This is a genomic window from Actinoallomurus acanthiterrae (assembly GCF_054775715.1).
This window is the reverse complement of sequence record NZ_BAAHCO010000001.1, coordinates 9,142,727-9,157,214: the sequence shown is the minus strand read 5'-3', so window position 1 is coordinate 9,157,214 and position 14,488 is coordinate 9,142,727. Positions and strand designations below refer to the sequence as shown.

The following is a 14,488-nucleotide window of genomic DNA, read 5'->3' as shown; positions in this document are numbered from 1 at the left end:
CAGGGTGCCCGGGGGATCTCTGGACGCCGCTCGCCACGAACGACATCCCTAGGCTGCTCGCCATGAAGGTAACTGTGCTGGGCGGGTGCGGCGCGTGGCCGACCGCCGGAGCGGCGTGCAGTGGGTTCCTGGTGGAGCACGACGGGCATCGGCTGCTGCTGGACCTCGGGTACGCGACGGTGCCCGAACTGTTCCGGCACGTCACGGCCGACCAGGTCGACGCGGTGGTCATCAGCCACGGGCACCCGGACCACTGCGCCGACCTCAACCCGCTCCTGCGGGCTCGCGGCCTGGCGGCGGAGCCGGTCCCGGCCCTGCCGGTGTACGCGCTGCCCGGCGCCCTGGACGCGGTGCTGGCGCTGGACCGTCCCGGGATGCTCGACCACGCGCTGGCGCTGCGGGAGTTCGCTGCCGGGGAGCGCCTGAGCATCGGGCCGTTCACCGTCGACACCCGGCTGCTCCCGCACTGGGTGCCCAACGCGGGCGTACGGGTGGCCGCCGGCGGCAAGGTCCTGGCCTACACCGGCGACACCGGCCCGAGCCCGGAGGTGGTCGAACTCGCCCGGGACGCCGACCTGCTGATCGCCGACGCGACCTATCCGGAGGTCGTACCGCCGGAGGACGCGGCGTTCCTCACCAGCGCCCGGCAGGCGGCGCGGCAGGCCGCCGACGCGGGCGCCGCCCGCCTGATGCTCACCCATCTGTGGCCCGGCACTCCGCCCGAGACCGCCCGGGACGCCGCTCGCCGGGAGTTCGCGGGCCCGGTGACGGTCGCCGCGAGGGACGCCGGGCTGAGTCTCTGAGACGGCCGTGGCCCTCGCGATCGCCCGGGGCGTGACCAACGGCCGGCGGTCCGGGTCGACGCGCCTTTCGCAGCCGCGTCCTCGGCGCCGCCAGGTGGTAGCCGCCGAGCCCTTTCACGGCCAGGACGCCGCCCGCCCGCAGCACTCCCGCCGCCGCCGGCCACCAAGCTTGAGGCCGGTTTCCGGCGGGCAGACCCAAGAGCGTACGGGCGGTGCGCTTCCGGTCGTGGGCGGAGGCCCGGTCGCCGCCGTCGTGACCGGTTCGGGGGGGTACCGGATGCGTGAGCCGATCGTTCTACCGCACGAGGATCCGGCCTTCGCGGCCGACCCGTTCCCGTTCTATCGCGAGCTCCAGGAGGGCGGCCCGGTCCGCCGGGTCGTCACCGTCGGGCTGGAGGCGTGGCTGGTGACCCGCTACGGCGATGCCCGGGAGGCGCTGACGGATCCCCGCCTGACGAGTGACCTCCGCGGCGCCACGGACCCTCGGCTCCTGGAGCTGTTGCCCTCCGAGGAGCGGAGCTCCGCGATGCGCAACATGATCCGCCTCGATCCGCCCGATCACACGCGCCTGCGCCGTCTCGTGTCGAAGGCGTTCACGGCCCGCCGGGTGGCGGAACTCGAACCACGCGTGCAGGAGATCACGGATCGGCTGCTCGACGCGATCGTCCCGGCCGGGCGGGCGGACCTGATCGAGGATTTCGCCCTGCCGTTGCCGGTCACAGTGATCAGTGAGCTGCTCGGCGTGCCCCTGACGGACCGGGATCGCTTCCAGGAGTGGACGAACGTCCTGCTCGCCCAGCGCCCGGACCGGCCGGACACCGCGGCGGCGGACCGGGCGTGGCGGCGGATGTGGTCCTATCTGGAAGGGCTCCTGGCGGCCAAGCGGGCGGACCCCGCCGACGATCTGCTCGGCGCGTTGATCACTGCCCGGGACCGGGACGAGCGGCTCGAGGAGGGCGAGCTGGTGGCGATGGCCTTCCTGCTGCTGGTCGCCGGCGACGTCACCACCGTCAATCTGATCGGCAACGGCATCGCGGCGTTGCTCACCCACCCCGGCCAGCTGAAGCTCCTTCGCGACGATCCGGGTCTTCTCCCGGGCGCCGTCGAGGAGTTCCTGCGATACGACGGCCCGGTGAACCCGGGCGTGCTGCGCGTCGCGGCGGAGGACCTGGAGATCGGCGGAGTGGCCGTTCCCCGGGGCGCGACCGTCATCATCGCCACGGCGGTCGCCGACCGCGACCCGGCGGAGTTCCCCGAGGCGGACCGTCTCGACGTCGCACGAGCCGGCAACGCCCACCTGGCGTTCGGGCACGGCATGCATTACTGCCTCGGCGCGCCGCTGGCCCGGCTGGAGGGGCGGATCGCCATCGGGACGGTGCTGCGGCGACTCGACGATCTCGCCCTCGCCGTACCGTACGGAGAGCTGCCCCGGCAGGTCGGCGGACTGCGCGGGCTCGAGCACCTGCCCGTCACGTTCACGGCGGCCTGAGAGCCGCGAGGCAGGAGAACAATTATTCACGTTTCGGAATATTCACGAATGATCTTCTGCTGTGAGGTAGGACGGACAGACGCCGTCTCACGATGAGCGTGTGTCATCGCCAACCCCTGGAGGTCATCGGTGAACAACAGCATTCCCCAGCGCAGGACCCAGGCCGCGAGCCCCCGGCAGCACCTGGTGCGGTCGCACTCGCTGCGGGCCCTGGCCGTGGCCGCCCGGCTCGAACGCCATCACGCCCCGGCGGGACCGCCAGGCCGGGCCCGTACGGAGGAGTCCCCTGACGAGCTGGAGCTGACCTGCTCCGCGCCGGACTGCTGAGCCGTACGGGGCCGTGAGGAAGGGACGGGCGGGGATGGTCACGGTCGAGGACGTACGGCGCGTGGCATCGTCGTTGCCGCGCACCGAAGAGCACCTGATCAGGGACCGCATCAAGTTCCGCGTCGGCAAGATCGTCTACCTCGCGTTCTCCCGCGACGAGAAGGAGATGGGCTTCGCGTTCCCCAAGGAGGAACGCGAAGCCCTCATCGCCGCGGAGCCGGAGAAGTTCTTTATGCCCCGGCTCTCCGACCAGCGCTTCAACTGGGTCGAGGTCCGCCTGGCCGCCCTCGACGAAGACGAGATGCGCGAACTCGTCGAGGAGGCCTGGCGCATGGTCGTGCCCAAGCGCGTCGCCGCCGCACGTCTCGGACCGAGCCCGGCCACCGGCACCCACCGCCGCTGACCGGAGCGTCTGCCGACGCGCTCCCGTCTCGCTCCCGGCGGCGTCGGCGCGGCGTCGGGGACCGGCTCAGGCGACTTGTACGCGGGGGTCGAGAAAGCAGTAGACGATGTCGACGGCGATGTTCGCGAGCACCGTGAAGAACGCGCCGATCAGCACGACGGCCATGATGACCGGGAGGTCACCACTGACCATGGACCGCACGGTCAGCTGACCGAGTCCCTGCAGGCCGAACACCGACTCGGTGACCAGCGCGCCGCTCAGCGCCATGCCGGCGTCGACGCCGAACTGCGTGACGACCGGCGTCAGCGCCGCCCGCAGGCCGTGCCGGAAGATGACGCGATTCTCGGCCAGGCCCTTGGCGCGTGCGGTGCGGATGTAGTCCTCGCCGAGGACCTCGAGCAGCGAGCCCCGGGTCAACCGCGTGTAGACGGCCGCCTGAGCGATCGCGAACGTCGTCCAGGGCAGGATCAGGTGTTCGCACCACCGCACCGGATTCTGCGCGATGGGGACGTAGCCGCTCTGCGGAAAGACCGGCAGTGCCGCGGTGAACAGATAGAGCAGCGTCATCGCGGAGATGAACGCGGGTACCGAGATGCCGACCAGAACGGCGACCGCGATCCCGCGGTCGACGATCGTGTGCGCTCGCCTGGCGCCGGCGACTCCGCACACCAGGCCCACGAGCAGCCACAGGGCGGACCCTCCGGCCGCCAGGGACACGGTGACGGGAAGGGCGTCTTTGAGCATGTCGCCGACGGGAGTTCTCGTAGCGTAGGAGTAGCCGAAGTCGCCCTTGAGCGTTCGAGTGAGAAAGTGCCAGTACTGCACTGGTATTGGGTCGTCCAGGCCCATCCGGTGTCTGAGCAGGGCGAGCGTCTCAGGCGTGGCCAGCTTTCCGGCGAAGCGGGCGGCCGGATCGCGAGAGGTGGCGAAGAAGAGGATGAAGACGCACGTCGTGACGATCCAGAGGACTAACCCGCCGGTCAGGATTCGGCGGATCACGAAACGGATCATGCGCGCCAACCTACGCCATTGACGCGAGGTGCTCGCCGGTGACGCGGAGCAGCGCGGCGGCCTGCTCGGCGGCGAATCTCGGGCATCGCACGGCGGCCTCGTCCGCCTTCATTCCCTTCTTCTCGCCCGGGTCGTGCAGCGCCCGCGCGAGCCGCGCCCAGTCCTTGGCCTCCACGACGGCATCGGGGTGTCCGTCGGTATGCGGGCACGGCGCGGCGAGCGGGGCCTGATCCACCGATTCGAGCGCCCGGTGGTAGAGCTCGGCCGTCTTCGGGGGGATCGACTCCCAGGTGGCGTTCCGCACGGCGAAGCCGACGGTCAGCAACAGCGGAAGCCGCTCCTCCGCAGGGGCGCCATGGGCCAGCCGGTGGGCGGCCAGGACACTGGCCTTCTCCGTCAGCCCAGGAGAGCCGCCGTACCACGCGTCGCCGGCGTCGCGGGTCAGGCGAGAGACGTCGACCCGGCCGTCGGGCCTCAGATAGACGCGTTCCAGGGCCTCGATGTCCGGGGGACCGAACAGCTCGTCCCGGCCACCGCGGAGCGTCACCAGCGTGCTCTCGGCGATGCCGCGGAGGAATCCGGGGCAGAACCAGCCGGCGCGTTCCTCCGCGCCCTCGGCGAAGTCCGTCCCGTAGTAGTCCCGCCACTCCTCCTCGTCGTAGAGCGGCAGGATCAGGGACACGATCGAGTCGGGGCTGTCGTCCGTCAGATCGGGGTGGCCCTCGCCTCCGGGGTGCGGGCAGGCACCCGCCTCGTAGTGGGCCGCCGCCCGCTCCACGGCCTCGATCATCGAGTCGACGACCCCGGGATCGTCGATCCGCCCCGACACGGCGTACCAGGACGCCGCGTGCAGGGCGAGCAGGAGACCGGGGGCGTCGTCACGGCCCGAGTGCTCGCCGTCCCCCGTACGGCCCTGCAGATCCGACCCCGTACGGTCCTGCAGATCCGACGCGGTCACCTGCAGCACGGAGGCGGGTTCGCAGTACGGGTAGTCGCACACGATCCCGTCGAGGTCCCGGCAGAGATCAGCGAAGTCGATCCGATCGACATCGGGCTCCGGGCCGGCGGTCTCGGTCTTCTGTTCGGAAACCATGATCGTGTGACGAGTCGGCCGGATCACGGGTTCCCGCCGGTTCGCGGCGGCGGCGGCGTCCGTGCGATCTGGTAGGACGGGGGAGTGGCGAACGACGGCGGGGGGCCCGGGACCACTCCCCAGATCCCCGGAATGGACGACGTGACGGCTGTCGTCTCCGAGGCGCGTGCTGGACGCAAGAAGGCGTCGCGGAAGGGCGCGCGGCGGCCCGCGGAGACGCTGAAGGTCGCGAGGGTCGCCGTCGACGTGTCCCTGCCACACCTGGACCGGCCGTTCGACTATCTGGTCCCGTCCGACCTGGACGAGAAGGCCGTACCGGGCTGCCGGGTACGGGTGCGGTTCGCCGGTCAACTGGTCGACGGCTTCCTGCTCGATCGCGTCGAGGAGAGCGACCACGACGGACGGCTGTCCTTCCTCGATCGCGTGATCTCCCCTGAACCGGTGCTGACCCCCGAGATCGCCGCGCTCGCCCGCGAAGTGGCCGACCGCTACGCCGGCGTCCTCGCCGACGTCCTCCGCCTCGCCGTCCCGCCCCGGCACGCCCGCGTCGAAGCGGAACGAAGGCCCGCCGTGGCGGAGACCACCGTGCGGATCCCGGGAGGGACCCGGGTGGCGGCTGCTACAGAGGCCGGTGATGCCGGGCAGGGCGCGGGTGGGGAGCGGGAGTCGGCTGGTCGGCAGGCCGGCGGCGTGGAGGCGGGCACGGCCGGGTTCGAGGTGGGCGGTGCCGGGCACGGCGCGGATCCGGAGCCGGAGTCGGCCGGTCTGGAGACCGGCGGCGACGAGCGGGGCACGGAGTTGAGGCGGGGCACGGCCGACGGTCAGGCCAGCGCCATGGACCGAGGCGTGGATGCCTGCGGCGAGGCCGGCGGTCTGGGCTTGGGCGCGGATGCCGGGGGCGTTAGCGGCGGCTCGGGCCAGGGCGCGGACGCCGTGGGAGACACGGCCGAAGCGCAGGCGGGCGCCACCGGGCCGCGCGCCGAGGAGGGACAACAGGCGGACGGCGTCGGATCGCGTGCCGACGTGGGGCAGGAGACGGAGGGCCCTGGGCCACGTGCGGACGCGGAGCGGGAGACGGCTGGAGTGGAGAGCGGATCGCCTGGTCGGGCCGTGTCGGTGGCGGTGAGCGGGTCGGCCGGTCGGGCCGTGTCGGTGGCGGTGAGCGGATTGGCCGGTCGGGCCGTGTCGGAGGCGGAAGACCCCGGGCCACGTGCGGACGCGGAGCGCGAGGCGGCTGGAGTGGAGAGCGGATCGCCCGGTCGGGCCGCGTCGGAGGCGGAGAGCGATCCGGCCGAGCGGGCGTCCTCCGGGTCGGCGAGCGGCGCCGTCGGTCAGGCGGCGTCCGAGCCGGGGAGTGGAACGGCGAGCGGTGGGGCCGGTCCGGCGGCGTCCGGGCGGGGGAGTGGGGCGGCGAGCGGTGGGGCCGGTCAGGAGACGGCCGCGCCCCTTGACCCGGGGCCGTGGGAGGCCTATCGGGCGGGGCCGTCCTTCCTCGCCGCGCTGACCGCGGGGCGTGCTCCCCGGGCCGTCTGGGCCGCCCTCCCCGGGACGGACTGGACCGCCTTCGTCGCCCGTGCCGCGCGCGCAGCGCTGGACGGCGGGCACGGGGTCCTGATCGTGGTCGCCGACGGCCGGGAGGTGGCGCGGGTCGACGCGGCCCTGCGGGCGGAGGAGGGCGTCGAGGGGCACATCGCGCTCACCGCCGAGCTCGGTCCGGCCGAGCGCTACCGCCGCTGGCTCACCGTTCTGCGCGGCCAGGTGAAGGTCGTAGTGGGCACGCGCGCCGCGATGTTCGCGCCAGTGCGCGATCTGGGGCTCGTGGTCCTGTGGGACGACGGCGACGACGTTCACGCCGAGCCGCACGCCCCGTACCCGCACGCCCGCGAGGTCCTCGCGTTGCGCGCCCACCGGGCCGGCGCCGGCGCCCTGATCGGCGGGTTCACGCGTACGACGGACGCCACCCAGCTCGTCGAGACCGGCTGGGCGCACGCCCTCGTCCCGGACCGGGACCGGCTGCGCCGGTCGATGCCGTACGTCCGGCCCGCCGGTGACGACGCCGAGCTCGCCCGGGACGAGGCCGCCCGTACGGCGCGACTGCCGCACCTGGCGTTCCGGGCGGCCCGGCAGGGGCTGGAGAAGGGCCCGGTGCTCGTCCAGGTGCCACGACGCGGATACGTTCCCGCCCTGGCCTGCGCCCGCTGCCGGGGCCCGGCGCGGTGTCCCGAGTGCGAGGGGCCGCTGGCCCTGACCTCGGGGCACGCGGCGCCGTACTGCCGGTGGTGCGGGCGGATCGCCGGGATGTGGCGCTGCCCGGAGTGCGAGAGCCCGCACGTACGGGCGGTGGTGGTCGGGGCGCGGCGTACCGCCGAAGAGCTCGGCCGAGCCTTCCCGGGTGTGCCGGTCCGCACCTCGGGGCGGGACGGCGTGCTGGACTCGGTGGGCGCCGAACCGGCGATCGTCGTCGCCACGCCGGGCGCCGAGCCGGTGCCCGCCGACGGGTACGCCGCGGCCCTGCTGCTCGACGGCTGGGTGCTGCTCGGCCGCGCCGACCTACGGGCGGGGGAGGAGGCGATGCGCCGCTGGACCGACGCCGCCGCCCTCGTACGCCCCGGCGGTCCAGTCGTCGTGCTCGCCGACGGCGCCCTCGCACCCGTGCAGGCGCTGATCCGCTGGGACCCGGTGACGTTCGCAGAACGCGAGCTCGCCGAACGCCGCGAGCTCGGCTTCCCGCCCGCCGTGCGCATGGCGTCCCTGACCGGGAGCCCACAGGCCATCCGCGAGCTGGTGGAGGCGGCAGAGCTCCCGCCCGACGCGGAGGTGCTGGGGCCGGTCGAGGTCGGCGACGGCCAGGAACGCGCGCTCGTCCGGGTCGACCGGGCCCGGGGCGTGGCCCTGGCGCGATGCCTCAAGGCCGCCCAGGCCGCGCGCAGCGCGCGCAAGGCCGCCGACGTGGTCCGGGTTCAGATCGACCCGCTGGAGCTGATCTGAGCGCTTCCGGTGTCCGGACGTCCGTAGACTGAGGTGTTCCAGCCCCAGCACGTCGAAACGGAGCCGTACGTGGCAGTCAAGCCCATCCGCCTCTTCGGTGACCCGGTCCTGCGGACCGCGGCGGATCCGGTCAAGGACTTCGACAAGGAGCTCCGGACGCTCGTCAAGGACCTGTCCGACACGATGCTCGACGCGCCGGGCGTCGGGCTGGCCGCGCCTCAGCTCGGGGTTGGCCTGCGGGTCTTCACGTACTACGTCGACGACCAGCTCGGGCACGTCGTCAACCCCACCCTCGACCTGTCGGACGAGCAGGAGGAGGGCGACGAGGGCTGCCTGTCGCTGCCCAACCTGGTGTTCCCGACCAAGCGCGCCGTCGGCGTGGTCGCCAAGGGTTTCAACATGTACGGCGAGCCGATCGTGCTGGAGGGCACCCACCTGCTGGCCCGGTGTGTCCAGCACGAGACCGACCACCTGGACGGCATCATCTTCATCGACCGGCTCGACCAGGATCAGCGCAAGGCCGCGATGAAGGCGATCCGCGAGGCCGAGTGGTTCGGTGAGCCGAAGCCCATCGTCAAGGAGTCGCCGCACAGCACGTTCGGTAAGGCCCTGTGAGCGCGGACGGAGACCGCTAGTGCGCCTGGTATTCGCCGGAACGCCGGAGACCGCGGTGCCCGCCCTTGAGGCGCTGCTGGAGTCCCGGCACGAGGTCGTCGCCGTCGTCACCCGGCCCGACGCGCCCGCGGGTCGCGGGCGCCGGCTGACGCCGAGCCCCGTCGCCCAGAGGGCGGCCGAGGCGGGCGTCGAGGTGCTCAAGCCCGCGAAGGTGAAGGAGCCGGAGTTCCTCGACCGGCTGCGTGAGATCGCGCCGGACTGCTGCCCGGTCGTCGCGTACGGCGCGCTCATCCCGCGTACGGCGCTGGACATCCCGCGGCACGGCTGGGTCAACCTGCACTTCTCGCTGCTGCCCGCCTGGCGCGGCGCGGCGCCCGTACAGCACGCCGTGCTGCACGGCGACGACATCACGGGCGCGGCGACGTTCCAGATCGAGGTGGACCTCGACACCGGGCCGGTGTACGGCGTCGTCACCGAGCCGATCCTGCCCGAGGACACCAGCGGCGACCTGCTCGGCCGCCTGGCGCAGACCGGCGCGCACCTGCTGGTCGCGACGATGGACGGCATCGAGGACGGCACGCTCGAGCCCCGCCCGCAGCCCGCCGACGGCGTCACGTACGCCGCCAAGCTCACCCCGGACGACGCCCGCGTCGACTGGAGCCAGGCCGCCCTGCACGTCGACCGGCGGATCCGCGCCTGCACGCCGGCGCCGGGGGCCTGGACGACGTTCCGCGGCGAGCGGCTGAAGCTGGGCCCGGTCCGGCCCGCTCCGGACGCCGAGCCGCTCGCCCCGGGCCGGCTGCGTGCTTCAAAACACGAGGTCTTCGCCGGCACCGGCACCCACCCGGTGCTGCTCGGTCACGTCCAGCCGCAGGGCAAACAGCGCATGGACGCGGCGGACTGGGCGCGCGGCGTACACCCGACCGACGAGGACGAGCTGATCTGATGCCTCCCCGGCATACCCGCCGCAGCCCCGCACCGGGGGCGGACCGTCGTCCCGCCCAGCGGCCGCGCCGTCCGCGCGACCCCGTGCGCCGCACCGCGTTCGACGTCGTCCAGGCGGTCGACGACCGCGACGCGTACGCCAACCTGCTGCTGCCGTCCCTGCTCCGCGAGCGCGGCCTGACCGGCCGCGACGCGGCGCTGGCGACCGAGCTGACCTACGGCACCCTACGCGGGCGCGGCACGTACGACGCCGTCATCGACGTGTGCAGCGACCGCCCGGTGGCCAAGATCGATCAGCCGCTGCTCAACGTCCTGCGGCTCGGCGCCCACCAGTTGCTGCGCACCCGCATCCCGGCGCACGCCGCCGTCGGCACGACCGTCGACCTGGCCCGGTCGGTGGCCGGTCCCGGCCAGGCGAAGTTCGCGAACGCGGTGCTGCGCAAGGTCGCCGCCCGCGACCTGGACGCCTGGCTGGCCATCGTGGCGCCCGAGGAGGAGACGGCACGCCTCGCGGTCGTGCACAGCCATCCGCGCTGGATCGTGAACGCGCTGCGCGACGCCGTCGGGTCCGCCGAGATCGAGGCGCTCCTCGCCGCCGACAACGACCGGCCACGGGTCACGCTGGTCGCCCGGCCCGGCCGCGCGACCGTCGAGGAGCTCGGCGGCGAGCCCGCCGCGTACTCCCCGTACGCCGCCTACCTCGCCGAAGGCGACCCCGGCGCGATCCCCGCGGTCGCCGAGGGCCGCGCGGCGGTCCAGGACGAGGCCAGCCAGCTCGTCGCCCTCGCCCTCGTACGCGCCGAGCTCGACGGCCCCGACCGCCGCTGGCTCGACCTGTGCGCGGGCCCCGGCGGCAAGGCCGGCCTGCTGTCGGGCCTGGCGGGCGAGCGCGGCGCGCACCTGCTCGCCTGCGACGTCCAGCCGCACCGCGCCCGCCTCGTCGCGGGCAGCGTCGACGCGGCGGGCGCCACCGCCGTGGTGGACGGCACCCGGCCCGCCTGGCGGCCGGGCTCGTTCGACCGCGTACTCGTCGACGCGCCCTGCACCGGCCTGGGAGCGCTGCGCCGCCGCCCGGAGGCGCGCTGGCGGCGCGGCCCGCAGGCGGTCGCCGAACTCGGCCCGCTGCAGCGGCGGCTGCTCACCTCGGCACTGGAGTCGGTACGGCCCGGCGGCGTCGTCGCGTACGTCACCTGCTCGCCGCACCTGGCCGAGACCAGGGTCGTCGTCGACGACGTGCTGCGCGGCCGCGACGACGTCGAACGCCTGGACGCCCCCGCCCACCTCACGGAGGTGCCGAATCTGGGCGACGGCCCGTACGCGCAGTTCTGGCCGCACCGGCACGGCACCGACGCGATGTTCCTCGCGCTGCTTCGCCGTCGTGCCTGATTCGGCGGCGGGTCTGGGGTTGTGGCGGGTCGGGCCTGTCGGCTGGGGTCCGTCGATGTTTCTCGCGCTGCTCCGCCGTCGTCCCTGATTCGGGGGCGGGCCCGGGAGTGCTGCGGCCGATCCGGCCCGTCAGCTCGGGTCCCGCCGACCCGGGCCGCGCCCGCTGGTGGTCACGGCCCGGGCCGGGCGGTGTCAGGCGGAGATCGGAACCGGCTCGAGGACGGGTGCGGACAGGTCCGCGAGCACCTCGGTGGCACGCTCCAACGTGTCCGCGATCCAGGGCAGCGTGAGCGGGTCCGGGGTGAGGAGCGCGGCCTCGCGCTCCTCGTGGGTCTCGCCGTACAGCAGGCTGGTCGCGACGCGGAGGCGCAGCGCCTCGGGGCGGTCACCGAACGCGCTTCCCGGAAGGACGCCGACGCCGTACTCGTCGAGGAGGAACTCCGCCAGGTCCGCGTCCGTCTTGACGCCGAACCGGTCGGCGAGATCCGCGAACGCGGGTTCGCCGAAGCTCGGATAGCAGTAGAAGCCGCCCTGCGGTATCGCCACGCGCGCCCCGGCGTCGGCGAACCGCTCGGCCACCGCGGTCGCCACCGTCGCGTGCAGCCGCCGGCTCGCCACGATCCGGCTGACGATCTCCGTCGGCTCGCCGAAGGCGTACGCGGCAGCCTCCTGAACAGGGCCGGAGGCGCTCGACCAGATCTCGCTCGCGACGGCGGCGAGCCGGTCCCGCAGGCCGCTGAGCTCCTCCGGCAGCAGCGCCACGCCGATGCGCCAGCCGCCGAGCGCGAGGCTCTTGCTCAGCGCCGTGGTGATCACCGTTCGCTCCGGCGCGAACCGCGCCGGGCACGGGAACTCGGCCCCCTGGTCGAAGACGAGGTCGCGGTAGATCTCGTCGGCGATGATGATCAGGTCCAGCGCGCGGGCGGCCTCGCAGAGTCGGCGTACGGTCTCGGGCCGGGCCAGGGTGCCCGTCGGGTTGTCGGGGATGGTCACGACGACGCTGCGGACGGGCTGCCCGGCGGCGCGAGCGCGCGCCACGACCTCCGGCAGAGCGTCGGGGTCGGGCACCCCGCCCTCGCCGGGCAGGGTCGCGACGAAGATCGGTTCGGTGCCCATCAGGCGCGTCTGCGCGGCGTAGCTGACCCAGCTGGGGCGCGGGACGACGACGCTGCCGCCGATCGCGAGCAGCAGGGCGTACAGGAGCGGTTTGCTGCCGGGGCCGGCGACCACCAGGTCGGGGTCCGCGCGCAGACCGCGACGGCGCCAGTAGCCCGCGGCGGCGCCGCGCAGGGCGGCACTGCCCGCGACCGGGCCGTACGCGCCACGGCCCGCGGCGGCGGCGAGCTCACGCTCGAGCGACGGGTGAACGTTCAGGCCGGCCTCACCGAATGCGAGGGGCAGTACCGGCAGGCCGGCCCGGCGTCTGTCGTCGAGCGCCTCGTTGGCGGCAAGAGTCGCGGAAACTGCGACTGGCATCTTCGCTCCTGATGGATGCGGGTGTTGTGTGAGGTGTTGCTGCGGCGCGCCGTGCCCCTCAATCGTCGAGTCTCCTAGGGCATCATCACAAGCGAGGCTTTCCGCTGCTGTGCGTAAGATGAGCTTATGCTTGACGTCCGGCGGCTCCGACTGCTGCGTGAGTTCGCCGAGCGTGGCAGCATCGCCGCCACGGCGAAGGCCCTGGGCTACACGCCGTCGGCGGTCTCCCAGCAGCTCGCCGTGCTCGAGCGCGAGATCGGCACGGCGCTCCTCGACCGCACCGCCCGCAGCGCCGAGCTGACCGATGCCGGACGCCGGCTCGCCGGCCACGCCGAGCGCATCCTCCGGATGATCGAGTTCGCCGAGGCGGACATGGCCGAGCCGGAGCCTTCCGGGCATGTGGTCCTGACCGCCTTCCCCACGGCGGCGGTCGCGTTCGCGCCGGCCCTCGCGCACAGCCTGCGCCGTCACTCGGGCCTGACGTTCCAGCTCCGCCAGAGCTCCGGGGACGGGCTGCCGCAGGTGCGTTCCGGCGAGGTCGACGTCGCGCTGATCGACGACTGGACGGGCCGTCTCCCCACCCGCGGGGGCGGCAGCCTGCGCTTCTCGCTGCTGATGCACGACCCGCTCGTCCTCGTCGTGCCCGCCGACCACTGGGCGGCCGACCCGGCCGTCTCGATCGAACTGCGGCGGCTCCGCGAGGAGCCCTGGATGGCGGCCCCGCCCGGTGAGCCGTCACGGCAGGCGTTCGACCAGCTCCTGGCCGACGTCGGCGGCGCTCCGTCGGTGCCGTGGGAGTTCGAGGGGCTCGGCACGATCCTCGGCCTGGTGGCCCGAGGCGTCGGCATCGCCGCCGTCCCCAGCCTCGCCCTCACCGCCGACGTGCGGGGGATCGCCGTACGCCGGCTGCCCCGGGCGATGACCCGCTACGTCTACGCGGTCGTGCGCACGGCGAGCGTTCGCCGCCCCTCGGTCGCGGTCACCGTCCAGGCGCTGAAGTCCGCCGCGGCCGCCGTGGACGTCGACCGTGTCGACCGGCGGCGCTGACGACGGCCACCGTCGGCGCCCGGGAACGGGTCATCCGGTCCCCGTGGGCTCCCGCGAGCTGGTCGGGCGGGCGTCGCTCGCCCCGATCTCCGGCGCGTCCACTCCACGATCAACGGGTGGGCGCTGACGGCAGCCCACGACCTGCGCAGGATCGCTCCGTCCCGCCGGGTGTCGAAGACGACGCGGCGGGCGCCCGCGGATCAGGGCGATCGTCAGGCGAGCAGGTCGGCCATGACCGGTGCGAACGGGATGTCGACGACGGCCCGGGAGGCCCGGCCCGGCGGATACCGGACGGTGACCTCGGCGCCGGTGGAACAGGCCCTCTCGAACGCCGCGGATCCCTTCCCGGTGAAGCGATACCAGCGCCGGCACCGGTGCCCGGACCCGGTTTCGGGGTCGATCCACTCCAGGCGCACGACGTAGGAGGTGCTGCCCGGTCCCTTGGGGTTGTAGCGGTACCGCCGGTCCACGGCGGCCACGCGTGCCGTCGCCCTGTGCCCGCGTTTTCGCAGGCGGCGCAGTCTCGCTCGCTGGACCCACATGCGGGCCTTGTGGTTGATGGTGAGGCCGACGGCGAGTCCGGTGAGGAACCCGAAGGGCAGGCCGAAGACGCTCGACCGGATGCCCAGCAGAGTCGGCAGCAGCGACCACGTCACGGATACGCCCACGACTCCGCCCCAGAAGAGGCACAGCGCGAGGATGACCGGCTGCAGCACGCCCCATCCGATGCCGACCGCCCACCAGGTCTTGCGCCTGGGGATGTCGACCCATGTGACGTCGGCATGGCCGCGCCGGGCGTCGGTCATGCTGATCACCTCCGACTCCGGAGCACGGACCATCCTCAACGTGGCCGGACGCCCGTGATCCTCCCATGTGCGCGGATGACGCTCGGCGGCTCTCTACAC

Annotated in this window: 13 protein-coding genes; 9 read left to right on the top strand and 4 right to left on the bottom strand. The window is 73.7% G+C overall.

The genetic code is table 11. The annotated features are described in order from the left end of the window. The first annotated feature begins 62 nt into the window (after positions 1-62). The 4 genes from ACYVF7_RS43120 (at position 63) to ACYVF7_RS43105 (ending at position 3,022) form a co-directional block, all read left to right on the top strand. Positions 63-803 carry an MBL fold metallo-hydrolase gene (locus ACYVF7_RS43120; RefSeq protein WP_460351766.1) on the top strand — a complete coding sequence of 247 codons (741 nt, stop codon included), beginning with the start codon at positions 63-65 and terminating at the stop codon, positions 801-803. 277 nt (positions 804-1,080) lie between these two features. After that, positions 1,081-2,292, top strand: a complete 1,212-nt coding sequence (locus tag ACYVF7_RS43115) for a cytochrome P450 family protein (protein ID WP_460351765.1) — start codon at positions 1,081-1,083, stop codon at positions 2,290-2,292. Positions 2,293-2,421: 129 nt separating this feature from the next. Then, on the top strand, positions 2,422-2,619 hold the full coding sequence (locus tag ACYVF7_RS43110; RefSeq protein WP_460351764.1) for a hypothetical protein: 198 nt from the start codon (positions 2,422-2,424) through the stop codon (positions 2,617-2,619). Positions 2,620-2,653: 34 nt separating this feature from the next. After that, the gene (locus ACYVF7_RS43105; protein ID WP_460351763.1) at positions 2,654-3,022 is read left to right on the top strand and encodes an MmcQ/YjbR family DNA-binding protein; all 369 of its coding nucleotides are present in this window, start codon (positions 2,654-2,656) and stop codon (positions 3,020-3,022) included. A 66-nt stretch (positions 3,023-3,088) separates the two neighbouring features. On the opposite strand, the gene ACYVF7_RS43100 is transcribed toward ACYVF7_RS43105, so the two are convergent. Continuing rightward, on the bottom strand, positions 3,089-4,033 hold the full coding sequence (locus tag ACYVF7_RS43100; protein WP_460351762.1) for an ABC transporter permease: 945 nt from the start codon (positions 4,031-4,033) through the stop codon (positions 3,089-3,091). Positions 4,034-4,043: 10 nt separating this feature from the next. Beyond that, entirely contained in the window at positions 4,044-5,126 is a 1,083-nt protein-coding gene (locus tag ACYVF7_RS43095) for a hypothetical protein (protein ID WP_460351761.1), read from the bottom strand. A gap of 132 nt (positions 5,127-5,258) precedes the next feature. Between ACYVF7_RS43095 and ACYVF7_RS43090 the strand changes: the two genes are divergently transcribed. The 4 genes from ACYVF7_RS43090 (at position 5,259) to ACYVF7_RS43075 (ending at position 11,060) form a co-directional block, all read left to right on the top strand. Beyond that, positions 5,259-8,114 carry a primosomal protein N' gene (locus tag ACYVF7_RS43090; RefSeq protein WP_460358433.1) on the top strand — a complete coding sequence of 952 codons (2,856 nt, stop codon included), beginning with the start codon at positions 5,259-5,261 and terminating at the stop codon, positions 8,112-8,114. A gap of 69 nt (positions 8,115-8,183) precedes the next feature. Next, positions 8,184-8,729: a peptide deformylase gene (gene def / locus ACYVF7_RS43085; protein ID WP_460351760.1), complete on the top strand. Its 546-nt coding sequence runs from the start codon at positions 8,184-8,186 to the stop codon at positions 8,727-8,729. A 19-nt stretch (positions 8,730-8,748) separates the two neighbouring features. Continuing rightward, positions 8,749-9,675: a methionyl-tRNA formyltransferase gene (gene fmt, locus ACYVF7_RS43080; protein WP_460351759.1), complete on the top strand. Its 927-nt coding sequence runs from the start codon at positions 8,749-8,751 to the stop codon at positions 9,673-9,675. Beyond that, on the top strand, positions 9,675-11,060 hold the full coding sequence (locus ACYVF7_RS43075; protein ID WP_460351758.1) for an RsmB/NOP family class I SAM-dependent RNA methyltransferase: 1,386 nt from the start codon (positions 9,675-9,677) through the stop codon (positions 11,058-11,060). The genes fmt and ACYVF7_RS43075 overlap by 1 nt, the downstream gene beginning before the upstream one ends. 192 nt (positions 11,061-11,252) lie before the next feature. On the opposite strand, the gene ACYVF7_RS43070 is transcribed toward ACYVF7_RS43075, so the two are convergent. Continuing rightward, positions 11,253-12,536: a pyridoxal phosphate-dependent aminotransferase gene (locus ACYVF7_RS43070; RefSeq protein WP_460351757.1), complete on the bottom strand. Its 1,284-nt coding sequence runs from the start codon at positions 12,534-12,536 to the stop codon at positions 11,253-11,255. A gap of 126 nt (positions 12,537-12,662) precedes the next feature. Between ACYVF7_RS43070 and ACYVF7_RS43065 the strand changes: the two genes are divergently transcribed. Beyond that, on the top strand, positions 12,663-13,583 hold the full coding sequence (locus ACYVF7_RS43065; RefSeq protein WP_460351756.1) for a LysR family transcriptional regulator: 921 nt from the start codon (positions 12,663-12,665) through the stop codon (positions 13,581-13,583). 212 nt (positions 13,584-13,795) lie between these two features. Here ACYVF7_RS43065 and ACYVF7_RS43060 read toward each other — a convergent pair whose 3' ends face one another. Next, positions 13,796-14,389 (bottom strand): hypothetical protein, encoded by a 594-nt coding sequence (locus ACYVF7_RS43060; RefSeq protein ID WP_460351755.1) that lies wholly within the window; start codon positions 14,387-14,389, stop codon positions 13,796-13,798. Positions 14,390-14,488: the final 99 nt, after the last annotated feature.

Coding starts and splice junctions, on each gene's coding strand:
- ACYVF7_RS43075 (WP_460351758.1), top strand. CDS start 9,675: ATGCCTCCCCGGCATACCCGCCGCAGCCCCGCACCGGGGGCGGACCGT.
- ACYVF7_RS43105 (WP_460351763.1), top strand. CDS start 2,654: ATGGTCACGGTCGAGGACGTACGGCGCGTGGCATCGTCGTTGCCGCGC.
- ACYVF7_RS43090 (WP_460358433.1), top strand. CDS start 5,259: ATGGACGACGTGACGGCTGTCGTCTCCGAGGCGCGTGCTGGACGCAAG.
- ACYVF7_RS43065 (WP_460351756.1), top strand. CDS start 12,663: ATGCTTGACGTCCGGCGGCTCCGACTGCTGCGTGAGTTCGCCGAGCGT.
- ACYVF7_RS43115 (WP_460351765.1), top strand. CDS start 1,081: ATGCGTGAGCCGATCGTTCTACCGCACGAGGATCCGGCCTTCGCGGCC.
- ACYVF7_RS43095 (WP_460351761.1), bottom strand. CDS start 5,126: ATGGTTTCCGAACAGAAGACCGAGACCGCCGGCCCGGAGCCCGATGTC.
- ACYVF7_RS43100 (WP_460351762.1), bottom strand. CDS start 4,033: ATGATCCGTTTCGTGATCCGCCGAATCCTGACCGGCGGGTTAGTCCTC.
- ACYVF7_RS43070 (WP_460351757.1), bottom strand. CDS start 12,536: ATGCCAGTCGCAGTTTCCGCGACTCTTGCCGCCAACGAGGCGCTCGAC.
- ACYVF7_RS43060 (WP_460351755.1), bottom strand. CDS start 14,389: ATGACCGACGCCCGGCGCGGCCATGCCGACGTCACATGGGTCGACATC.
- ACYVF7_RS43120 (WP_460351766.1), top strand. CDS start 63: ATGAAGGTAACTGTGCTGGGCGGGTGCGGCGCGTGGCCGACCGCCGGA.